Genomic DNA, 22225 nt, shown 5'->3' on the forward strand with positions numbered 1-22225 from the left:
GTCCCTGCCCACGCGCGCCCGGAGTCTGTCCGTAGTAGTGCGTGTACGGAGCTGGTCCGTGTTCGCTCGTGTCCGTTGTCTGTCCATGTTTGCTCGCGTCCGCTGTGCGTCCGTGTTCGCTCGTGTCCGCTGTCCGTCCGTGCTCGCCCGCGTGCGGAGCCGGTCCGTGGCGGCTCCTGCCCACTGTCGGTCCGTGCGCGCTCCTGCCCGCCGCCTGTCCATGCCCACCCGTGCGCTGTGGCTGGGCCTGCTCGCCCCGTTGTCCCTGTTCGCCGCCACCCCGGGGGCAGCGGCAGCGTCCGGTACCCCGTCCCCGGCGGCCACCGGGTCCGCGGGCTGGGCCCTCGCGCCCGCGGGCAACGGACGGCCGTCGTTCTACGCCGAGGGCGCCCCGGGGACCATCCAGCAGGACACCGTGTCCGTGACCAACCGGAGCGCCGGACCGGTCACGGTACGGCTGCACGGCACCGGCGTCCGGATCACCTTCGCCGAGACCGGCCTCCGGGTTCCGGCCCGCACCCGCGCCGACGTCCCCTTCACGGTGGCCGTGCCGGCCGGGGCCGCGCCCGGTGACAGCTCCGGCACGATCGTCGCCGAGGACGGCGGCGGCCGGACCGCGACCGTGCCGATCCGGCTGCGCGTGGGCGGCCCCGCGCTGTCCGCCCTGACCGTGGAGAAGCCGGCCGTGCACGCGGACCGCATCACGTACGAGCTGGTCAACCGCGGTACGACCGTTCTCGTACCGCGTCTTGCGGTGCGCGCGGACGGCGTCTTCGGCCGGATCCTGGACCGCGCCCCGCGCACCCTGGCCGTCCACCTCGCACCGGGGCAGCGCCTGCGGCTGAGCGAGCCGTGGTCCGACCCGCCCGCGCTGGACGCGGTCGACGTGCGGCTGACCGTGACGGCGGCGGGCGGGGCGCACGCCACCGCGGACACGTCGGTGCGGTTCGTGCCCTGGGGCGCGCTGGGCGGCGCGGTCGCCCTGGTGGCCGGCGCGGCGGTCGCGCTCGCGGTACGCCGTCGCCGCCGTCGTCGCAGGCTTGCCGCACAGGCCGAAATCCGCGGTACGGAGGTCGAGTTGACGGGAGTCATGACGTGAGCGGCAGGCTGCGGATCCCGGTGCTGGCGGCGGTGTTCGCGCTGCTCCTGCTGCCGCTCGCGGGCCCGGCGTCGGCGGCGCCGCGACCCGCCGTCGAACTGTCCGAGGCCCAGGCGGGCACCGGAGGCTCGATCACCGTCAGCGGCAGCGGCTGGCGGCCGGACACCCTGCTGATGCTGCTGATCTGCGGGCAGGCCACGCCCGCGCGGGGCGTGATCGGCGGCACCAACTCCTGCGCCAACGGGGACGGCCGGGCGGTCACCACGGACGCCAAGGGCGGCTTCAGCAAGGAACTGCCGGTCGCCGAGCCGCCGGTGCCCTGCCCGTGCGTGGTGCACGTGGCCACCGTGACCGGCGCGAAGGCCGACGCGGACGCGGAGTTCCAGGTCGCCGGGCACGCCGTCGAACCGCTGCCCGCCGAGTCCGCCGCGGGGCGTCTCGCCGTTCTCACCGACACCCGGCTCGACGGGTCGAGCGGGGTGCTCACCTGGTTCGGCGCGCCCCCCTCCCGCACGCTGGTCTTCACCGTGGGCAACCTCGGGACGACGACCGTCGAGGACCCGGTGTTCCGAGTCGGCACCGCGCACGGCGTCTTCGCCCCGCAGTGGGACGAGCAGCAGTGGCGCGGCACCCTCGGACCCGGCAAGAAGGCGCAGGTCAAGCTGCCCGTCGAACTCACGGCCGGGGCACACGGCGACTACACCGTCTCCCTGGAGTACGGCGGCAAGGTGCTCGCCGAGCAGCCCTGGGGGGTGGGCAGGCCCTGGGGCGTGACGCTGTTCTGGATCCTGCTCTGCCTGGTCGTACCGGCCGGCGTGTTCCGTATCGGGCTGGCCGTGGTGGACCGGGTACGGCCGCGCGGGCCGGGCGGCGTACGCCGGCGCGGGCTGCCCCGGCCCGCGTTCCGCCTGCCGCGGCCCGTGCTGCGCCCGGCCGGGCCGCGCGCGCGTACCGAAGGCACCGCACCGACCCCGACTCCGACCCTGCCGTGGTTCAGCTCGGACTCCGGTCCGGACCCGGCCGGCCGGCTCTCCGCACCGCACGACGACAGCCCGACGAGTCCTACGACTCCCACTCCGAAGGGACCCACGTGAGCATGCGAAGGAGAGTCACACCGGTCACGCCGGTCGGCGGACGCAGAGCGGGCGCGGCGGTGGCCGCGCTGGTCCTCGGCGGGGCGGGAGTCCTGCTGGGGGTGGCCTCGACGCCAGCGCAGGCCGCCCAGGTGTCGTTCGCCACCCACTGCGTACCGCCCGCGGGCATCGACCCGGTGGACGGCACGACCCAGGTCGAGATCACCGCGCCGGCCACCGCGAAGGTCGGCGACACCATCGACGTCGGCTGGAAGTTCGTACAGGCCGCCTCGAAGAACCCCGACATCATCGACCTGCCCGCCGACTCGGTGCAGCCGTCCGGCACCCTCAAGGCGGCCGGTGCGCAGAGCGCGGACATCGCGATGCAGGGGCCACGCGAGAACCCGGCGATCCCCAAGGGCGGCGCCATGGTGCTGTCCGACATGAAGGGCTCGCTGAAGCTGACGGCACCCGGCGAGGTGACGCTGACGCCCGACGCGTACACGGTCAACGCGATGACGACGGACACCAAGTGCACCCCGTCCCAGACCGTGCAGAAGGCGGCGACCATCCAGGTCACGGCGGGGGGCAGCGGTACGCCGACGACGTCACCCACGCCGTCCGACCCGGACTCGCCGCCGCCCACCGGCACGGCCACTCCGACCACCTCGGCGAGCGACGGCACCGGTGGCGGCCGGACCGACTTCACCGGCAAGGAAATCCAGGTGCCCTACGCCTGCAAGACGCCGATCGGGGACAAGAACGCGACCTCGCCGGTGCAGATCGACGCCAAGAAGAACGGCGGGAGCTACGACCTGACCGTGCAGTTCAAGAAGTCGGTCATGGACAGCCCCGCCGACATCCCGAAGGGCTCGGTCAAGCCGTCGATGGAGGTGGTCCTCGGGGGTTCCGACAAGGGCACCGTGCACGTGGAGGGGCCGATGAACTCCGCCGCGATCAAGTCGGGCGACCCGATCGAGATCCCCGACCTGAAGGGCACCTACAAGCCGGGCGCGAGCGGCACCTCCACCCTGTCGCCGGGCGTCCTGACGGTCGAGGCCCTGGGTACGACGACGACCTGCACCCCCACCAGGACGGCGGTCTCGCTCACCCTCGACACCACCGCGCAGCCGGGCGGCGCCGCGGGCGGCTCGTCGTCCTCGGGGTCCGGGGGCGGCTCGGCGGCCGGCGGCAGCGGCACCAGCGGGGGCCTCGCGGCGACGGGCTCCGAGGACCACGGCGCCATCAAGGCGCTGGGCCTGGTGGCGGGCACGGCGATCCTGCTGGGCGCGGCGGTCTTCACCTTCATGCCGCGCCGCAGGACCCCGTGAGCGCCGGGAACGCCGTCTGAAAGGCGAGCCTGCCTGACGGCGGGCCACCGGACGGAGGGCCGCTCGAACGCCCGGAGGGCCGCCGCACCACAGCGTGCGACGGCCCTCCGGTGCGAGGGCGCGGGTGCGCGGGTGCGCGGGCGCGAGGCCGATGTGCCCCGTGCCCGCCGCCCGTCAGCTGTTCACGCCGCCCGCCCGCGAGCGCGCGCCGCCTGCCAGCGCCCGTCACCCGTCAGTGCAAGTCGCCCATCAGCCGTCGTACCTTGCCGCGGTACATCCACACCGCCGTACCGGCGGCCACCGCGAGGACCGCCTCCGCGACCACGATGTCCATCCGGTCCAGGTCGACGCCCGCCACGCCCAGCAGCCCGGTGGTGGCATCGCCGGCGGTGACGGCCAGGAACCAGACCCCCATCATCTGGGAGGCGTACTTCGCGGGCGCCATCTTCGTGGTGACCGACAGGCCGACCGGGGAGAGCAGCAGCTCACCGATGGTCTGCACGAAGTAGATCGCCACCAGCCACAGCGCGGCGGCCTTGTGGCCGCTCCCGGCGATGGCCAGCGGGGCCAGGAAGACGAAGAAGGACGCGCCGACCAGGATCAGGCCCAGGCCGAACTTGGCGGCCGTGCTCGGCTCCCTGCCCCGCCGGGCCAGCACGGTCCACATGACCGCGAAGACCGGCGCCAGCGCCATGATCATGACCGGGTTGACCGACTGGTACCAGGAGACGGGGAAGCTCCAGCCGAAGACGCTGTTCTCGGCCTTGTGGTAGGCGAAGATCGACAGCGTCGAACCGCCCTGGTCGTAGATCATCCAGAACAGGGCCGCGGCGACGAAGAACCAGAGGTAGGCGGACATCCGGGACTGCTCGGCGCGGTCCAGGTCCCGGTCCCGTTTGATCCGGGCGAGCACCACCACCGGGATGACCAGGCCGGCGGCGATGATCGGGACCATCACCCAGTTCAGGGTGAAGGCACCGGAGAGGCCGGCGACGCCGTAGAAGACCACCGCGACCGCCGCCCACGAGCCCGCCCTGCGCAGCGTGGCAGCCTTCTCCCGGGCCGACAGCGGCGTCGGCACCACGTTCGAGCGCGGGCTCAGCCGGTGGCCGCCGAGCAGGAACTGGGCCAGGCCCAGCGCCATGCCGACCGCGGCGAGCGCGAAGCCCAGGTGCCAGTTCACCTTCTGCCCGATGGTGCCGATGACCAGCGGAGCGGCGAAGGCGCCCAGGTTGATGCCGATGTAGAAGATCGTGAAGCCGCCGTCCCGGCGCGGGTCGTCCGGGCGGTCGTAGAGGTGCCCGACCATCGTCGAGATGTTGGCCTTCAGCAGACCGGAGCCGATCGCGACCAGCCCGAGCCCCGTGTAGAAGGTGCCGGCGCTCGGCAGCGCCAGGGTGAGATGGCCGAGCATGATGACCGCACCGGCCACGGCGACCGTTCTGCGCGGGCCGAGGACGCGGTCCGCGACCCAGCCGCCGGGCAGGGCGAGCAGATACACCAGGGACAGGTACACCGAGTAGATCGCGGTCGCGGTGGCCGCGTCGAGGTGCAGCCCCGCCGGGGCCACCAGGTAGAGCGGGAGCAGGGCCCGCATGCCGTAGTAGGAGAAGCGCTCCCACGTCTCGGTCATGAAGAGGGTGGCCAGTCCGCGGGGGTGGCCGAAGAAGGTCTTCCCGGTGCCGGGCGTGTCCGGCTGCACCGGGTCCTTCGTCAGGCTGGACGCCATGGTCGTTCCTCGCTGGTCGGGACGCGCCGTACGGCGTCGCGCGCCCGGTGGGGGGTGCGGCCGGCCCCGGCGGCGGGGCCGTGCGTCCCCATGCCCACGGGGTACCCGCCCCGGACCGCGGGGCGGCGACCGCGTCCACCGGGATCCACGTCCCGCAACAAAAGAGACCCCCAGCGTCGAATACGCGCCAAAGGTTGCCGTCACCGACAGGTATTCTCCGGTCACCATACGACAGGACAGTGTCGGATATGGGATGATTTACGAATTGGATCAGAGGTGTCGGCGGAATCCGGCGCCCCGTTTCGAAGGCCCCGCCCCCGACGGGGCCTTGCGCCCCCGGGTTCGTACCGCTGTGACCCAAGGTAAGAATCCCGGGAGGCGATCACACCCCGGCACGACGGCCGGGCGGACTACCATCACCCCATGACCCGTGTACTGCTCGCCGAGGACGACGCGTCCATCTCGGAGCCGCTGGCCCGCGCCCTGCGCCGGGAAGGTTACGAGGTCGAGGTGCGCGAGGACGGACCCACCGCGCTCGACGCCGGAATGCAGGGCGGCGTCGACCTGGTGGTGCTGGACCTGGGCCTGCCCGGCATGGACGGCCTGGAGGTCGCCCGCCGGTTGCGCGCCGAAGGCCACACCGTTCCCATCCTCATCCTGACCGCGCGCGCCGACGAGGTGGACACCGTCGTCGGCCTGGACGCGGGCGCCGACGACTACGTCACCAAGCCCTTCCGGCTCGCCGAACTCCTCGCCCGCGTCCGTGCCCTGCTGCGCCGCGGCGCCGCCGAACCGCAGCAGCCCCCGGCCACCCACGGTGTGCGGATCGACGTCGAGTCGCACCGCGCCTGGATGGGCGACGAAGAACTACAGCTCACCGCCAAGGAGTTCGACCTGCTGCGGGTCCTGGTCCGGGACGCCGGCCGGGTCGTCACCCGCGACCAGTTGATGCGCGAGGTCTGGGATACGACCTGGTGGTCGTCGACCAAGACGCTCGACATGCACATCTCCTGGCTGCGCAAGAAGCTCGGTGACGACGCGGCGAACCCCCGGTACATCGCGACCGTCCGCGGAGTCGGTTTCCGCTTCGAGAAGAGTTGAGCCCCGGCAGGGGTTCTCCGGGTAAGAGGACATGCGCCGCCGACTGATCCAGTCCACGCTCGCCGTGGTGCTCGTCGTGATCGCCGTGTTCGGCCTGTCCCTCGTCATCGTCGAGACCCGGACGATCAGCAACAGCGCGCAGGAGCGGGTGGACTCCGAGGCGCTTCGCCTGGCCAGCATCGTGGACAGCCGCATCCTCGGCGCGGAGGACGTCACCGCCGACATACTGCGCAACCAGGTCGGCAAGGACCAGTACGCGATCATCCGCATGCCCAACCGGCCGCCGATCACGGTGGGCACCAAGCCGCCGCAGGGCGACGTGATCCAGTCCAGCGCCGACGGCGAGGAGGGCGAGCGGGTCACCGTCCAGGAGCCGCGTTCGGCGGTGACCCGGGAAGTCGGCCGGACGCTGCTGATCATCGGCGCGGTGGCGCTGCTCGCGGTGGTCGCCGCGGTCCTGCTCGCGGTGCGCCAGGCGAACCGTCTCGCCTCCCCGCTGACCGACCTCGCGGAGACCGCGGAACGGCTCGGCTCCGGCGACCCGCGCCCCCGGCACAAGCGGTACGGGGTGCCCGAGCTGGACCGGGTCGCCGATGTGCTGGACTCCTCGGCCGAGCGCATCGCCCGGATGCTCACCGCCGAACGGCGGCTCGCCGCCGACGCCTCCCACCAACTGCGCACGCCCCTGACCGCGCTGTCGATGCGCCTGGAGGAGATCACCCTCACCGACGACCCGGACACGGTGAAGGAAGAGGCGAACGTGGCGCTGACGCAGGTCGAGCGGCTGACGGACGTGGTGGAGCGGCTGCTGACGAACGCCCGCGACCCGCGCACCGGCTCCGCGGTCAGCTTCGACCTCGACGAGGTCATCCAGCAGCAGCTCGCCGAATGGCGTCCCGCCTACCGCAACGTGGGCCGGGCGATCGTCAGCTCCGGCAAACGGCATCTGCGGGCCGTGGGCACACCCGGCGCGGTGGCCCAGGTGCTGGCGGCGCTGATCGAGAACTCGCTGATGCACGGCGGCGGCACGGTCGCGCTGCGTACCCGCGTCACCGGCAACCAGGCCGTGGTCGAGGTCACCGACGAGGGGCCCGGGGTCCCGGCCGACCTCGGCGCGCGGATCTTCGAGCGGGCGATCAGCGGGCGGAACTCGACGGGGATCGGCCTGGCCGTGGCCCGCGACCTCGCGGAGGCGGACGGCGGCCGGCTGGAACTGCTCCAGTCCCAGCCGCCGGTGTTCGGCCTGTTCCTGTCCCGTACGCCGCTGCTGAAGAAACCGGACGGGGAGGACCAGCCGACCGTCCGCTGACGGTTCGCTCCGCTGGGGTGGGCGCGGGGCGGGCGGGACCGTCGGTCCGGGATGTGCGGGTTGGCTGTGCCTGCCGTGCGCGGTTCCTCGCGCCCCTTGGTGGGGTGGGCCTGCGCTGAGGAGGTTCGCTGGGTCGGGATGGGGTGGGTGTGGGGGTGGGACCGTCGGTCCGGGATGTGCGGGTTGGCTGTGCCTGCTGTGCGCGGTTCCTCGCGCCCCTTGGTGGGGTGGGCCTGCATTGAGGAGGTTCGCTGCGCGGTTCCTCGCGCCCCTTGGTGGGGTGATCCCGGGCTCAGGGGATCCGTTGGCGTGGGGAGTCGGTCGCCGGCTCCGTCGCGAGGTAGGACTCCGTGTCGGCGACCGTCTCCCGGGCGGGCAGCGCCCGGAACACCCAGCTGCGGTACGACCAGAAGCGGAACAGGGTCGCGACGGCGATGCCGAGGAACTTGAAGACGTTGCTCTGTAGCGGGCTGTCCCAGCCGAACCCGTACGTCGCCGCGTACAGGACGCCGTTCTCGATCACCAGGCCCACCACGCTGAACAGCAGGAACAGGGTGAGTTCCCGGGTACGGCCGCTCTTGTCGCGGTCCCGGTACGCGAAGTAGCGGAAGCCGATGTAGTTGAAGACGATCGCGACGACGGTGGCGACGATGCTGGCCCGGACGACCGGAAGGTCGGTGACGTGCCGTACCAGATTGAACACGCCGAGATTGACGAGAAGTCCGGCACCGCCCACGGCGCCGAACTTGGCGACCTCGTGCACAAGCCTTCGCAGCCCCGAGGAACCGGGTTCCATGGTCGTGCAGGCTCCTGTCAGTAGGTCTCCGCCAACCCAGCCATGCTAACCAGCACCTCCCCTCCCCGCCTCCGTATCGGCCCATGGGTCGGCAAGAGACGGGGAAAAAGCGGGTGAGACGCGGGCGAAGAGGAGCGGAATCCGGCCGCCGTGGCGTGGCCTATACCCTAAGGGCGTGACGTTTCCGGTAGTCGGCATGGTCGGCGGGGGCCAGCTCGCTCGTATGACACACGAGGCAGGCATCCCGCTGGGCATCAGGTTCAAGCTTCTCAGTGACACCCCCCAGGACTCCGCGGCGCAGGTCGTGAGCGATGTCGTCATCGGCGACTACCGCGACCTGGACACGCTGCGTGCGTTCGCGCGGGGCTGTGACGTGATCACCTTCGATCACGAGCACGTGCCCACCGAGCATCTGCGGGTCCTGGAGGCGGAGGGCATCCCGGTCCGCCCCGGCCCGGACGCGCTGGTGCACGCCCAGGACAAGGGGGTGATGCGGGCCAGGCTCGACGCCATCGGCATCCCCTGCCCGCGGCACCGGATCGTGGCCGACCAGGAGGACGTGGTCCGCTTCGCCGCCGAGGGGAACGGCTTCCCGGTCGTCCTGAAGACCGTGCGCGGCGGCTACGACGGCAAGGGCGTGTGGGTCGTGGAGACCGCCGAGGAGGCCACCGACCCGTTCCGGGCCGGCGTGCCGGTCCTCGCGGAGGAGAAGGTCGACTACGTCCGTGAGCTGGCCGCCAACGTCGTGCGCTCCCCGCACGGCCAGGCCGTCGCCTACCCGGTGGTCGAGTCCCGGCAGGTCGACGGCGTCTGCGACACGGTGATCGCCCCGGCCCCCGGCCTGGACGAGGTGCTCGCGGTGCGGGCCGAGGAACTGGCGCTGCGCATCGCCAAGGAACTCGGCGTCGTGGGCCACCTCGCCGTCGAACTCTTCCAGACCCGCGACGGCCGCATCCTCGTCAACGAGCTGGCGATGCGCCCGCACAACTCCGGCCACTGGAGCCAGGACGGCGCGATCACCTCGCAGTTCGCCAACCACGTCCGCGCGGTCCTCGACCTCCCGCTCGGCGACCCCCGCCCGCGCGCGAAGTGGACCGTCATGGTCAACGTGCTCGGCGGCGACTACCCCGACATGTACTCCGCGTACCTGCACTGCATGGCCCGCGACCCGCAGCTCAAGATCCACATGTACGGCAAGGACGTGAAGCCCGGCCGCAAGGTGGGCCACGTCAACACCTACGGCGACGACCTGGACGACGTGCTGGAGCGCGCCCGTCACGCAGCCGGATACCTGAGGGGCACGATCACCGAATGAGTCCTCTTGTCGGCATCGTCATGGGGTCGGACTCCGACTGGCCCGTCATGGAGGCCGCGGCCAAGGCCCTCGACGAGTTCGAGATCGACCACGAGGTCGACGTCGTCTCCGCGCACCGGATGCCCCGCGAGATGATCGCGTACGGCGAGCAGGCGGCGGAGCGCGGGCTGAAGGTGATCATCGCGGGTGCGGGCGGCGCCGCCCATCTGCCCGGCATGCTCGCCTCGGTCACCCCGCTGCCGGTCATCGGCGTCCCGGTCCCGCTCAAGTACCTCGACGGCATGGACAGCCTGCTGTCGATCGTGCAGATGCCGGCCGGTGTCCCGGTGGCGACCGTCTCCGTCGGCGGCGCCCGCAACGCCGGTCTCCTCGCGGCCCGTATCCTCGCCGCGCACGACGAGGAACTGCTCGCCCGCATGCGGGACTTCCAGCGGGAGCTGAACGACCAGGCCACCGAGAAGGGCAAACGGCTGCGCGCCAAGGTGGACGGGTCGGGCGGCTTCGGCTTCGGCAAGTGAGGGAGGGGACGTGGCAGGCATGACCGCACTGGACGAGGCCAGGGCGCTGCTGCGTGACTTCCCGGTCGTCGACGGGCACAACGACCTGCCCTGGGCCCTGCGCGAGCAGGTCCGCTACGACCTCGGCGCCCGCGACATCGCCGGCCACCAGAACGCCCATCTGCACACCGACCTGCCGCGGCTGCGCGCGGGCGGGGTCGGCGCGCAGTACTGGTCGGTGTACGTCCGCTCGGACCTGCCCGACGCGGTCCCGGCCACCCTGGAACAGATCGACTGCGTACGGCAGTTGCTGGCCCGCTACCCGCAGGACCTGGCGCCCGCGCTGACCGCCGCCGACATGGAGGCGGCGCGCGCGGACGGCCGTATCGCCTCCCTCATGGGTGCCGAGGGCGGTCATTCCATCGCCTGCTCGCTGGGCACCCTGCGCGGCCTGTACGGGCTGGGCGTGCGCTACATGACGCTCACCCACAACGACAACGTGCCCTGGGCGGACTCGGCGACGGACGAGCCGAACGCGGGCGGCCTGTCCGCCTTCGGCCGCGAGGTCGTGCGGGAGATGAACCGCCTGGGCATGCTCGTCGACCTCTCCCATGTGGCGGCGACGACGATGCGGGACGCGCTGGCGGCGACGTCCGCGCCGGTGATCTTCTCGCACTCCTCGTCCCGCGCGGTCTGCGACCACCCGCGCAACATCCCGGACGACGTCCTCGGACTGCTGCCCGCGAACGGCGGCGTGGCGATGGTGACGTTCGTACCGAAGTTCGTCCTCCAGGCCGCGGTGGACTGGACGGCCGCGGCCGACGCGAACATGCGCGTCCACGGTTTCCACCACCTCGACACGACGGAGCAGGCGATGAAGGTCCACCGGGCCTTCGAGGAGGCGCATCCGCGTCCCGTCGCCACGGTGTCCACCGTCGCCGACCACCTGGACCACATGCGCGAGGTCGCCGGGATCGACCACCTCGGCATCGGCGGCGACTACGACGGCACGGCCTTCACCCCGGACGGCCTCGGCGACGTCTCCGGCTACCCGAACCTGATCGCCGAGCTGCTGGACCGCGGCTGGTCCAAGACCGACCTGGCCAAGCTGACCTGGCAGAACGCGGTACGGGTGCTGGGCGCGGCGGAGGACGTGGCCCGCGGGCTTCAGGCGACGCGCGCGCCGTCCAACGCCACGATCGCGTCGCTGGACGGCTGACCGCCCAGGGCAGGGTAGTCGTTGTAGCCGTCCGCCCCGCCCACGTACATGAAGTAGCGGTCCCGGACCGGATTGAGCGGCGCGCCGAGGCGCAGCCGCTCGACCAGGTCCGGGTTGGCGAGGAACGGCCGGCCGAGCGCCGGTCGGCAACCGTACCTAGGCATGCTGGGGATGCGTTTGGCCAGCCCGTCGGAGTTCCGTCACGCCCCATTTCCTGGAGTCGTCACTCCAAGGGGCTACGAGTGGTCGGCCACCAGCCGGGCGGTTCCTGTGACGCGGCCCGTCCGGGATCGCCACGCCCCGGTGGTCCCTCAGGGGTGGTCGATCCGGCACAGGCAGAAGGGGTGGCCGGCCGGGTCGGCGTACACCAGGAAGTCCTTCGTCTCGCGGTCCGCCAGGTCCAGTGGCCGGGCGCCCAGCTCCAGCACCTTCGCGTGGGCCGCGTCGACCTCCGCCCAGGTCCGTCCGGCGTCGAGATCGAGGTGGGCCTGCTGGGCGTTGCCGCCCTCGCGCGGCCAGGCCGGCGGCTGGTGGTCCGGCTCGCGGTTGAAGGCGATCCGTGGGGCGCCGGGTGCCTCCAGGACCACCCAGTCCTCGTCCTCGACGCGCGGGACGCCGCCCAGGATCGCCGCGTAGAACTCGGCGAGCCGCACCGGGTCGGCGCAGTCGAGCACGACGGAGCGGAACCGTGCGAAGGGTTCTCGTGGCTTCAGGGGCGTTACGTCTGTCATGGGGGTGCCCTCCTCCGGGACGGGACCAGGTCGGCCCCATGCTGGCCCCGCAGGGGGCATTCCAGGACCCCGCCGCGCCGGACGTTCAGGCACGGCGCGGCGGGGTCCTGGTGCCGGGTGGTCGGACGGTGCCGCCTGGTGGTCAGACGGTCCCGCCGGGCGGTCAGACGGTGCCGAAGTCTCCGGCCTTGACGCCTGCCACGAAGGTGGTGAAGGCGCGGGTGGGGAGGTCGAGGACCGGGCCGTCCGCGTTCTTGGAGTCGCGGACGGGGACCTGGTCGTGGGAGGTGGCGAGGTTTACGGCGACCTCTATGCAGTTGCCGCCGTTGGAGCTGTAGGAGGACTTGAACCAGCGGGGGGATTGGGTCGTCACGTGGTGCCCTTTCGCAACTGGTTGATCACCGCCACGGACTCGGTCTGTGACAGCGCTTCGGCCTGCAACTGATGGTAGGCCGACAACGCGGACAGGACGAACGTAGGTTCGCGTTCCAGGTGTCCCCGGGCCTGGGACTCCGCGTACGCCATCATGGACCGGTCCGGCAGCGTCAGCAGGTTGAGCGGCAGGTTGAACGGTCTACGCTCGCCCATGTCGTACGGAGCGACCTGGAGCATGGAGTTCGGCAACGCGGCGAACTCGACGAGGCGTTGGAACTGCTCGTTCATGACAGTGGCGCCGCCGACCGGGCGGCGGATGCAGCTTTCGTCCATCACCACCAGCATGGTGGGCGGCCGGGTCCGTACCAGTGTCGCCTGTCGCTCCGCCAGAACCGAGACCCGTTCTGCGACCTGGTCGGGTGTGATGGTGCCCCGTCCGGCATCGCCGTCTGCCAGGGCTCGCGCGTACGCCGGTGTCTGAAGCAAGCCGGGAATGATCCCGATCTCGAACAGCCGGATCTCCACGGCCCGTGCCTCGTGCTTGACGTACTCCGGGAACCCCTCCAGCAACGCGCTGTGCTTCATCTCGCGGTACCAGCGTTCGAAAGCGTCTGCTCTGCCCGCGAGGCCGAAGGCTTGGTCCGTACTGCGCGAGAAGCGGAGAGTCGGAGGCTTCCGACCGGTTTCAATAGCCGAGACGTGCACGCTGGAATAGTTCGTACGGGTGCCCAGTTCCTCTTGGGTCCACCCACGTTTCTCGCGCAAGCTGCGTAAACGCGCCCCGTAGGCCGCCTGAGGTGAGGCATCCGGGTTCAACTCCTTGCGATTCAAGGGCGGTGCACCAACCTTTCGTTCTGTTCCAGCAGCTTGAAGGGCACCCAGGCGCGGTTCACGCTTGAACCTCCCCGTAGTCATGACGCTACAGAGAGAAACTGTCGTGTGTGGTGAGATCAATCCCGCGGGGCGGCAAAACCCCCCGCTCTCCCGTCCCTTGGCACTCTTCTGGTGGACCCTGACGAACAAGTCGGCGAATTCCGTGGTGAGTTTGACGGACTCAGATATATCTGCGCAGTAACAGGTGGGCGGGAATGGGTCGTTGACCCGGCCGACGTACAACCCGCCGCCCCGCACAGCGGCTGCGTGCACAGACCGCCGTGCGAACGCGCGCAGTCGGGGGTGAGGTGCTGTGACCACGCCCGCTCGGCGCCGTAGGCCCGGCTGACGCGTACGGCGTGACCGCGAACCGGCCGGCGCTCCGGTTCGACGAGTGGTCATCCGGCCATGCCCCCTGGCCGAGGCGACGATCCGGTGACCGGCCCCGGTTTGCCGGTGCCCCTTGACGCTCTCCGCGTTCACCATGTCGGGGGTGGGGGTGTTCGTCAGGTGTCGAGCAGTTCCGCCCGCGACCTACCCTCGAAAACCAGCACCCCCCGCCCCACATGAACCATCGGCGTTCGGCGAGCCGTTGCAGGGGGAAGACCTTGCGGTTCCCGAAGGAGGCATGTCATGCCGCGGAGAGTGATTACAGATGACCACGTTGAGGCGCTGTTGGGGAAACCTGGAAACAAACTTCCCAAACCTGGCCAAAGTGACACTGTAGAGGTGAATGGAAAGTCTGAGACTTTCGTGTTCATTGACTGGTTTAGATTCCAGAAGAACACCGGAAGGAATAATTCCTATCAGGCGACCCTGGTGTCGAAGCTTGGCAAGTACGGCCTGAAGGCGGTTTGGAATGATGATCGCGAAGGATGGTTTCTGCATGATATTACGCAGAGGGATAAACCCATGGAGAGGGATGTTCGCGCGATTCCCAGCAAAGCCGTTACGGCCTTCCTGGCCAACCTGAAAGCAGGCGAAATTCCTGAATCCGGGGTGGCGAGCACTGTAATTATGGGTGGGGTGGAGTGCGCTTTTGATCTCCGTAGGTGGATAGAATTTCAGCAGAGTGCACTGAGGGGCGATAAATACCCGGAGGACTTGGCCGCTGCGCTTGCAAAGCATGGTCTTAAAGACGTCCTGAGTCCCGAATCAAAGAAATATCGCCTGGAGGGAAATCTTTTCAAGAAAGGTGAGGGCGGCGACCTGACCGTCAACTCCTCCCCGGCTCGAACCCTCCTGGCTCGCAAGGGTGGAACCCACCTTGCGGGCCAGGGTAACGGCAAACGGCGGAGGCGGGAGCAAGTGGCAGAAAGTTCTCGTGCTCCGCAGACTGAGGAGAAATCGTCTCCGAATTCATTGGTCGCGACCTATGCGCAGCTGTCTCCCGAATCCCGCCATCCCGCGGTGGCCGATACACGGAACGACATCGGTAGTCCTCTCGACCCGAGTCACGTTCCCGGAGAAAAGTTGCCGGTCCATGGAGAGCAAATTTCCGCCGAGACCGATCCGCTGCCTTGGATTCCCGCGGGGAGTCACTTCGGCGTCGGCGCCTTTTCCAGCCTGCACTCCCAGTTCGACTATTCGCCGGTGGTAGCTGACCCACAGCAGGATGCCTGGAGTTATTTCGGTCCGAGTGGCGCTCCCGGAGGATCGTCGGCGGACCTTGACCGGCAAGTGCTCGATGCAACCGCGACGCCGCTCCAGCTGCCCGAAATTCATGGGGGTCGCTTGGGTGTCGACCTTGGCCAGGCCGCTCAGTACGACGCCCAGGCGGTAATGATCAATGCCCAGTACGGCGTCGATTTCGATCCCTTCGTCGGCTACTCTCCCGAAGAATCGCAAGACCCGAGTTGGAGCGTCGGCAGTGTTGGCGACCAGGTCGATAGCGTTGGTGACCTGACACGGAGTGCTTACGGCCCGACTGGTAGCGCTTACGAACTGACCAGCGAGTACGGCCAAGCTGTTATGGATTACGCCCAGACCGGCGCGCCTCAGAGCCCCATTGTTTTCTCACCTGCCCTCGCCCATCAGCTCCCGCTCGACGGGGGCGGCCGATCCTGGGCCCAAGGGACGGGCGGGCACGGGACGGATCGGCCGCGGCAGGTCTCACCGCAGGGGAACTGGAACGGAAGCGGGAACGGGCAGCAGGAGAGGCCGCCGAGCCGTTGACCGATGAGGGTGTGGGTCTTGGAAGGCGCCGGTCACTGCTCGGCGTACGACAGTGCCCCGTTCCTTCTGTTCCCTCTGTCCGCGTTCACGGTGGCGGGGGGTGACGGTATGACACACGGAGCGTCCGCGGACGACGGACCTCCCGCCCCCGCCTCCACCCCCGCCACACACGGCCAGCACGAATACACCTCGAATGCCTGACTGCGACCTTCTCCCGGCAACCCGCTCTCATCCTGGTGAACCATCGGCAGGCGGGAGCCGTTACCAAGGGAAATGTCTGCCGGTTCCTGAAGGAGATCCTCCGTGGCAAGAGTTCCCGACGAAGCTTATGCTGCGATACTGAAGAGCAGGGAGAAAGGGCAATTGCCCGAACCGGGAATTCGGGTCCCGGTGGAGGTGAATGATATAAAAGTGAGGGGAGTTAAAAGGCGTCTAGATGTGGAGTTCGGTCATTGGTTTCGGACCCAGCGAGGGCAAGGGAGGCGTACCCAATACCCGGCGAACCTGGTCGAAGGTTTTAAGGAGCACGGCTTCGAACCCGAAAATTACAGCGGGGGTTATCGCATCGTACCCATCAAGCAAGGAGAACAAAGGGACCACGATCAATCCGGCAACTCCTACGGGCGAGGGAGGGAAAGTTCTCGCGCCCCGGGGGCTCAGGAGGCATCGGGCGGCTTCCCTGGCCGGTCGGGATCGGCCGATGCGAGCGTGACCCCCGGCAATCAGGCGGGAACCGGCGCACAGAGCCAGGCCATGTACCCCTCCGCGATCCCCTCCCTGGCGTCCTCTACGGCCCACGGCCAAGGAAATGAGTACCAGGATCCTGATTTCGTGAAGTGGATCCATGGGATGGATAATCCGATGGAACTCTTGTACCCCCCGAATTTCGGGATCCAGGGGGCCATGGGTGTGTCTGATCCGGCCTATGGTTTCGAGAGCCAGGAATTTCAGGGTGTGTCCTTCGACCATGCCTTCGGTTTCGGGAACCAGGCGGGATTCAGCACACTCGCCTTTCCGACCCAGCCTTACGGCTACTCCGGCCCAGCCCCCATCAGTATGGACTACGGTCAATATGCTGAGGGTGACGGCCAGAACACGTCGCTTTACAATTCTCTCGCTGGTCCCGTCTGGGGAACTCAGCCTGATCTCGGACAGGCCGGTCAGGTCGGGTCGGTCGGTCAATCCGGGAATTACGGAGCGGGCAGCAATGCGGCGAACCAGCCCATGACGGCTGAGGAGCGGGCGGAGAAGGAGCAGGAGCTGGCGCGACTGCAGGCGGAGCTTCGGCAGCTGAAGGGGACTCAGTGGAGGGGGGAAGTGGCGGATCACGGAAACTACAGCCAAGCTTCAACCGGTATGGAGTATGGCCGGTCTGCTGTGGGCGATGGCCCGCCTGCTGTGGGATACGGCCAACCCGCTGTGGGCTATGGCCAAAGCAGTCCGGATCAGAACCCCATTGGCAACTCTGCCTCTCAAACTCAGCCCCCGTCCAGTAAGGCGAACTCGTCCGGGACTCGCGGAGGGGGTGATCGCGAGACGCGCCGACCCCGGACGTACGAGGAGCAACTGGAGCGATTGGATGCGAAGCTGACGGAACTTGAGAACCTGGTGCAACGGCCTGATGTGCAACAGCGGCTGAGGCAGCAGCGGCTGGCGCGACTGGGGCAGCAGGCGAAGCCGCAGAGAAGGCGCTGAAGGGGCTGATGGATCGCCCGGACCGCCCAGGGCTCCGATGGAGTCCCGGTTCCGGGCGTGAGCGGTGCGTTGTTCGCCGCTCGTGCCGCGGACCGGCGGGGCAGAAGCGGCAGGGTGCCGGTTCGGCCGACTGGGTCAGGTTCAACGCTCCATGAGTGTCGGCTCGCGTCGAGGGGCGATCCACCTCAGGGCGCCCGCCCGGCCAGTCGGCGCACGGTCAGCCGGCGCACAGGCAGAACGGGTGTCCGGCCGGATCCGCGTACACCCGGAAGGAGCGCGACCGGTCATCCGTGTCGAGCGGCGTTGCGCCCAGGGCGAGTACTCCCTGCTCGGCCGCGTCGAGGTCCGTCACGACCAGGTCCAGGTGGAGCTGCTGGGACTGGTCGGGCGCCGGCCACCTCGGCGGGACGTACCCGGGAGCCGCCTGGAAGGCCAGCGCCTGCCCGCCGGGCACCTTCAGATCCACCCAGGTGGCGTCCGCGGGGCCCGGTTCGACGGTGCCGCCCAGCACCTCGGCGTAGAAGTCGGCGAGCGCGTGCGGGTCCGGGCAGTCCAGGACGACGACGCCCAGCTTGGCGTAGGCCATGGCTTTCTCCTCGTTCTCGTCGATCACGGGTTACCCATAGATCTCGGCAACAGGTAACGGTTACTGCATGCTGCCGCATGGGCGGTAACGTCGCAAGGGTGAGTGAGAGACTGCCCGCGCCCGGCGGGCTGGCCCTGGTCGAGAACCTGGTCAACACGCTGGACATCGAGTCGGGCGCCGACACGCTGGACACGGCGGACGGCCGGGCGGCCTTCGGCATCGGGTCCGGGGACCTGACGGCGGCCCGCGAACTGCGCGAGTCACTGCGCGCCGCCCTGCTCGCCCACGCGGGCCACCCGCCGCACCGGGCGGTTACCCCGCTCGGGGCGCTGCTCGCGCACACCCCGCTGTACCTGTCCGTCGACGACCGCGACGGCTCCGCCGCCCTCGCCCCCGCCGCCGACGGCGCCCCACTGCTCTCCCGGGTCGCCGCGGCCGTCGCCGAGGCGCTGGCGGCCGGCACCTGGATGCGGCTGAAGGCGTGCGAGGCGGTCAACTGCCACTGGGCGTACTACGACCGCAGCCCCGCGGGCCGCGGGCGCTGGTGCTCGATGCAGGTGTGCGGGGCGCGCGCGAAGATGCGCCGTTACCGGGCGAAGGAGGCGTGAGCCGCGGCCGGTTCGCCCGTGGGGCCGTCGACCGGTGGGGCAGAATGCGGCAGGGCGCCGGTTCGGCCGACTGAGCCTCGGCCGAACCGGCGTCTGCCTTTGTACGGTTCCCGTATTACGGCCACGGACGGTTCGCATGTCATGCGCGAACCGGGCCCGTGTTTCAGGGAGCACGGTCCGCTGTTTTGTCCGTTCCCTACCCGTTGGACCCGCTGCTGCGTCCGCATCCTTGCGTGTGCGGGTTTCATCAGATCTGTGTGCCTGCCCTGTCCTCGATTTCCGGCACGCACACGACCAGCAGGAGTACACCCCAACCGCCGGGCCGGGCTTTCTCTCGGCGGCCCGCTCTGATCCTGGTGAACCACCGGAAGGCGGGAGCCGTTACCAGGGACAAGTCTGCCGGTTCCTGTAGGAGGTCCTCCGTGGCAAAAGTTCCCGACGAAGCTTATGCATATATACTGAGGACCAGGAAAAAAGGGCAATTGCCTCTGCCGAAGGAGCGGGTCCCGGTGAAGATAAATGATGGAAAAGCGAAGGGGGGTAAAAGGGAAATAGATGTGGATTTCGGTGTATGGTTTGCGACCCAGAAGAATAACGGGAGGATTGTCAAATACCCGAAGGGCCTGATCGAAGGTTTTAAGAAGCATGGCTACAAACCTGAACCATGGAGCGAGGGGTATCACATCGTACCCGTCGGGTCGGGAGAACAAAGGGACCGCGATCAATCCCGTAACTCCCACGGGCGTGCGGGGGAAAGTTCTCCCGCTTCGGAGGCTCAGGTGACATCGGACGGTTTTCCCGGCCAGTCGGACTCGGCCGATGCGCGGATGAGCCCTGGCTATCAGATGGGAACCGTTGGACAGAACTACGTCACGGACCCCTCCACGGTCTCTGGCCTGACTCCGTCCGTGGCCCACGGCCAAGGCAATGATTCTTTGGAGTCTAATGTCGCAGCCTGGTTGGAGGCGGCCTCCGAAAATCCGTGGGAATTGCTGTATCCCCCGGACCCTGTGCTGCGGGACAGTTCGTCTGCGCACTTCGGCTCGATTTATGGTTCAGGGCCGGAAGTCCCGTCTGCACCTGTCGACCAGACCTATGGTTTCGGGAACCAAGTAGGAAACAGCGCACAGGGATCCCCGGCCCAGTCTGACGGTAACTACAGCCAAGCTTCAACCGGCACGGAGCATGGCCAACCTACTGTGGGCTATGGTCAAACCAGTCCGACTCACAACCCCATTAGCAACGCCGCCTCTCAAAATCTACCTCCGCTCAGCCCGGCCAACCGGCCCGGGGCTCAGGCGACGGGTCGGCGCACGCCTACCCGCGTGAGGGTGGAGCGTTTGGAGCAGGGCATAGTGGAACTGTACCGGCGGCGAGCGGAATGGCAGCGGCAGGGGACGCAACGGCAGGGGAGGGCGTCGGGTCGTTGATGGACCGTCGGCTTTCCGGTGGTGATCCGGTTACGGCCGTCACCTGATGGTTCGCCTCGGCTCTGGCCGGATGCGTCGGTATCGGGCCAAGGGGGCGTGAGCTGCCGGCGGTTCGCCGCTCGTGCCGCGGACCGGTGCGGCAGAATGCGGCAGGGCGCCGGTTCGGCCGACTGAGCCTCGGCCGAACCGGCGTCTGCCTTTGTACGGTTCCCGTATTACGGCCACGGACGGTCCGTATTTCATTGGCGGACCGGTCGCATATGCGAGGGGACACAGTCCTTTGTTTCGTCCCGGCTGTGCGGCGGGCGCTGCGCATCGCGGGCCTGCTGGATCCCGGCCCGGAGTGGTCGGTGTGCTCAGCCCCCGGACGGTGGCGGAGTATTGGACGGTGGATCTGGAGCAGCGTGTTTCCAAGCTGCGGGAGCGGCGGGTGCAATTGCAGCAGCGGCAGGCGTACCAGCAGGGGCGGCCGGTGCAATCGCAGGGGAGCAATCGGGCGCGTTGACGGACCGCAGGGTGCGGAGCCTGTCCGCATACGGCCCCCTGCCCCACGGTGTATGTGTACGGCGGTTCCGCCGGGCGGGTCGCCCGGCGGCGATGGGCTCCCGCGGCGGTCGCGCTACGCGGTCGGGCGCCCCATCGCGCGATACGTCCAGCCGGCCCGGCGCCACACCTGGGGGTCCAGCGCGTTGCGGCCGTCGAGGAGCACCCGCGTGGAGGCGACCTCGCCCAGCGCGGCCGGGTCCAGCTCGCGGAACTCCCGCCACTCGGTGAGGTGCAGGACGACGTCCGCGCCCCGCACCGCCCCCAGCGCCGAGTCCGCGTAGCCGAGTGTCGGGAAGAGACGGCGGGCGTTGTCCATGCCCTTCGGGTCGTACACCGTCACCTGGCCGCCCTGGAGGTGGATCTGGCCCGCCACGTTGAGCGCCGGGGAGTCCCGGACGTCGTCCGAGTCGGGCTTGAAGGCGGCGCCGAGCACCGCGACCCGCCGGCCCAGGAACGAGCCGCCCAGCGTCTCCCGGGCCATCTCGACCATCTGGCCGCGGCGGCGCATGTTGATGGAGTCGATCTCGCGCAGGAAGGTCAGCGCCTGGTCCGCGCCCAGCTCACCCGCCCGCGCCATGAACGCCCGGATGTCCTTGGGCAGGCAGCCGCCGCCGAAACCGATCCCGGCGCGCAGGTACTTCCTGCCGATCCGGTCGTCGTGGCCGATGGCCTCGGCCAGCCTGGCCACGTCGCCGCCCGCGGCCTCGCACACCTCCGCCATCGCGTTGATGAACGAGATCTTGGTGGCCAGGAAGGAGTTGGCCGCGGTCTTCACCAGCTCGGCGGTCGGGAAGTCGGTCACCACGAACGGGCTGCCCTCGCCGACCGGCGTCGCGTACACCTCCCGCAGCACCTTCTCCGCCCGCTCGCTGCGCACGCCCACCACGATCCGGTCCGGGTGCAGGGTGTCCTCGACGGCGAAGCCCTCCCGCAGGAACTCCGGGTTCCAGGCCAGTTCGGCATCGGCCCCGGCGGGCGCGTGCTCGGCCAGATAGGCGGCCAGGCGCTCCGCGGAGCCGACGGGCACGGTGGACTTGCCGACGACGAGGACGGGGCGGGTGAGATGGGGTGCCAGGGAGGCGACCGCCGCGTCGACGTACGACATGTCCGCCGCGTACTCGCCGTACTTCTGCGGGGTGTTCACGCAGACGAAGTGCACATCGCCGAACTCCGCGACCTCGGCCCAGTCCATGGTGAAGCGAAGTCGCCCGGTGGCGCCCTCGATGCCGGCCACGTGCCGGCGCAGCAACTCCCGGAGTCCGGGCTCGTACATCGGGACCTCGCCGCGCCGCAGCAGGTCGATCTTCTCCGGCACGATGTCGAGCGCCAGCACCTCGAAGCCCAGCTCGGCCATGGCCGCGGCGTGCGTGGCGCCGAGATAGCCGGTGCCGATCACGGTGATCTTCAGGCTCATGGGGGACTCCAGAAGGGTACGGATGCGGTGCGAGGGCCGAGCATAGCCGGGGGCCGTTCGCGCGCTTACGCGGGCAACTTTCCCGCTGTCGTCAAGCTCACATGGGCGTGCCGTGGGCGTGCCCCTGAAATCTGTGTTACTTAACGGTAACTAGCGTCATCGCCCCGTCGTGACCCCTGGGTCATGACCCCTGCGTCCTTGGAGCGTGAGCCCGTGGCCGGATCGGCTGACTTCGACCTGTACCGCCCGTCCGAGGAGCATGGGATGCTCCGTGATTCCGTGCGTTCGCTGGTGGAGGCGAAGATCGCGCCGTTCGCGGCGGT

18 protein-coding genes and 1 pseudogene are annotated in these 22225 nt (G+C 69.3%); 11 read left to right on the forward strand and 8 right to left on the reverse strand.

Annotation, left to right across the window (positions count from 1 at the left end; all coding sequences use genetic code 11):
• Positions 1–193 precede the first annotated feature (193 nt).
• From ACFC09_RS41005 to ACFC09_RS41015, 3 genes are read left to right on the forward strand one after another with little or no spacing between them, the layout of a single operon-like run.
• Positions 194–1099, forward strand: coding sequence for a hypothetical protein (locus ACFC09_RS41005; RefSeq protein ID WP_376537368.1), 906 nt, complete (start codon positions 194–196; stop codon positions 1097–1099).
• Positions 1096–2193, forward strand: a complete 1098-nt coding sequence (locus tag ACFC09_RS41010) for a hypothetical protein (protein ID WP_376537370.1) — start codon at positions 1096–1098, stop codon at positions 2191–2193. The genes ACFC09_RS41005 and ACFC09_RS41010 overlap by 4 nt, the downstream gene beginning before the upstream one ends.
• A 2-nt stretch (positions 2194–2195) precedes the next feature.
• Positions 2196–3503, forward strand: a complete 1308-nt coding sequence (locus ACFC09_RS41015) for a hypothetical protein (RefSeq protein WP_376537372.1) — start codon at positions 2196–2198, stop codon at positions 3501–3503.
• A 232-nt stretch (positions 3504–3735) separates the two neighbouring features.
• Here ACFC09_RS41015 and ACFC09_RS41020 read toward each other — a convergent pair whose 3' ends face one another.
• A complete protein-coding gene (locus tag ACFC09_RS41020) occupies positions 3736–5232 on the reverse strand; it encodes an oligopeptide:H+ symporter (RefSeq protein ID WP_376537374.1) in 1497 nt (498 codons plus the stop codon).
• A gap of 423 nt (positions 5233–5655) precedes the next feature.
• On the opposite strand from ACFC09_RS41020, the gene ACFC09_RS41025 reads away from it, so the two are divergent.
• Together ACFC09_RS41025 and ACFC09_RS41030 are read left to right on the forward strand one after the other, a co-directional pair.
• A complete protein-coding gene (locus tag ACFC09_RS41025) occupies positions 5656–6333 on the forward strand; it encodes a response regulator transcription factor (RefSeq protein WP_018566970.1) in 678 nt (225 codons plus the stop codon).
• 31 nt (positions 6334–6364) lie between these two features.
• On the forward strand, positions 6365–7642 hold the full coding sequence (locus ACFC09_RS41030) for an ATP-binding protein (RefSeq protein ID WP_376537376.1): 1278 nt from the start codon (positions 6365–6367) through the stop codon (positions 7640–7642).
• Between the two features lie 292 nt (positions 7643–7934).
• Here the strand turns inward: ACFC09_RS41030 and ACFC09_RS41035 are convergent, their stop codons facing one another.
• On the reverse strand, positions 7935–8438 hold the full coding sequence (locus ACFC09_RS41035) for a GtrA family protein (RefSeq protein WP_376537378.1): 504 nt from the start codon (positions 8436–8438) through the stop codon (positions 7935–7937).
• Positions 8439–8613: 175 nt separating this feature from the next.
• Between ACFC09_RS41035 and ACFC09_RS41040 the strand changes: the two genes are divergently transcribed.
• Genes ACFC09_RS41040 through ACFC09_RS41050 form a run of 3 tightly spaced genes read left to right on the forward strand, consistent with a single transcriptional unit; the run spans position 8614 to position 11469 of the window.
• The gene (locus tag ACFC09_RS41040) at positions 8614–9753 is read left to right on the forward strand and encodes a 5-(carboxyamino)imidazole ribonucleotide synthase (protein ID WP_376537380.1); all 1140 of its coding nucleotides are present in this window, start codon (positions 8614–8616) and stop codon (positions 9751–9753) included.
• Between the two features lie 20 nt (positions 9754–9773).
• The gene (purE, locus tag ACFC09_RS41045; RefSeq protein ID WP_376537400.1) at positions 9774–10271 is read left to right on the forward strand and encodes a 5-(carboxyamino)imidazole ribonucleotide mutase; all 498 of its coding nucleotides are present in this window, start codon (positions 9774–9776) and stop codon (positions 10269–10271) included.
• A 19-nt stretch (positions 10272–10290) separates the two neighbouring features.
• Complete coding sequence (locus ACFC09_RS41050; RefSeq protein WP_376537402.1) at positions 10291–11469, forward strand: dipeptidase; 1179 nt, start codon at positions 10291–10293, stop codon at positions 11467–11469.
• Here ACFC09_RS41050 and ACFC09_RS41055 read toward each other — a convergent pair.
• From ACFC09_RS41055 to ACFC09_RS41070, 4 genes and pseudogenes are all read right to left on the reverse strand, one after another.
• Positions 11418–11609 (reverse strand): annotated as a pseudogene (locus ACFC09_RS41055) (alkene reductase); the annotation flags it as partial. The gene ACFC09_RS41050 and the pseudogene ACFC09_RS41055 overlap by 52 nt on opposite strands.
• Positions 11610–11780: 171 nt before the next feature.
• Positions 11781–12200: a VOC family protein gene (locus ACFC09_RS41060; protein WP_376537382.1), complete on the reverse strand. Its 420-nt coding sequence runs from the start codon at positions 12198–12200 to the stop codon at positions 11781–11783.
• Positions 12201–12363: 163 nt separating this feature from the next.
• Positions 12364–12573 carry a DUF397 domain-containing protein gene (locus tag ACFC09_RS41065; RefSeq protein ID WP_376537384.1) on the reverse strand — a complete coding sequence of 70 codons (210 nt, stop codon included), beginning with the start codon at positions 12571–12573 and terminating at the stop codon, positions 12364–12366.
• Positions 12570–13406 (reverse strand): helix-turn-helix domain-containing protein, encoded by an 837-nt coding sequence (locus tag ACFC09_RS41070; protein WP_376537386.1) that lies wholly within the window; start codon positions 13404–13406, stop codon positions 12570–12572. Before ACFC09_RS41070 ends, ACFC09_RS41065 begins: the two co-directional genes overlap by 4 nt.
• Before the next feature lie 675 nt (positions 13407–14081).
• On the opposite strand from ACFC09_RS41070, the gene ACFC09_RS41075 reads away from it, so the two are divergent.
• Together ACFC09_RS41075 and ACFC09_RS41080 are read left to right on the forward strand one after the other, a co-directional pair.
• Positions 14082–15623: a hypothetical protein gene (locus ACFC09_RS41075; protein ID WP_376537388.1), complete on the forward strand. Its 1542-nt coding sequence runs from the start codon at positions 14082–14084 to the stop codon at positions 15621–15623.
• A 303-nt stretch (positions 15624–15926) separates the two neighbouring features.
• Complete coding sequence (locus tag ACFC09_RS41080) at positions 15927–17318, forward strand: hypothetical protein (protein WP_376537390.1); 1392 nt, start codon at positions 15927–15929, stop codon at positions 17316–17318.
• A 217-nt stretch (positions 17319–17535) separates the two neighbouring features.
• On the opposite strand, the gene ACFC09_RS41085 is transcribed toward ACFC09_RS41080, so the two are convergent.
• Positions 17536–17904 carry a VOC family protein gene (locus ACFC09_RS41085; RefSeq protein ID WP_376537404.1) on the reverse strand — a complete coding sequence of 123 codons (369 nt, stop codon included), beginning with the start codon at positions 17902–17904 and terminating at the stop codon, positions 17536–17538.
• A gap of 98 nt (positions 17905–18002) precedes the next feature.
• Here ACFC09_RS41085 and ACFC09_RS41090 point away from each other — a divergent pair, with 98 nt between their 5' ends.
• Positions 18003–18512, forward strand: a complete 510-nt coding sequence (locus tag ACFC09_RS41090) for a CGNR zinc finger domain-containing protein (RefSeq protein WP_376537392.1) — start codon at positions 18003–18005, stop codon at positions 18510–18512.
• A 2049-nt stretch (positions 18513–20561) separates the two neighbouring features.
• On the opposite strand, the gene ACFC09_RS41095 is transcribed toward ACFC09_RS41090, so the two are convergent.
• Positions 20562–21902: a UDP-glucose dehydrogenase family protein gene (locus ACFC09_RS41095; RefSeq protein ID WP_376537394.1), complete on the reverse strand. Its 1341-nt coding sequence runs from the start codon at positions 21900–21902 to the stop codon at positions 20562–20564.
• Positions 21903–22225: the final 323 nt, after the last annotated feature.

Source organism: Streptomyces sp. NPDC056161 (genome assembly GCF_042268025.1).
In the GTDB taxonomy this organism is placed as follows: domain Bacteria; phylum Actinomycetota; class Actinomycetes; order Streptomycetales; family Streptomycetaceae; genus Streptomyces.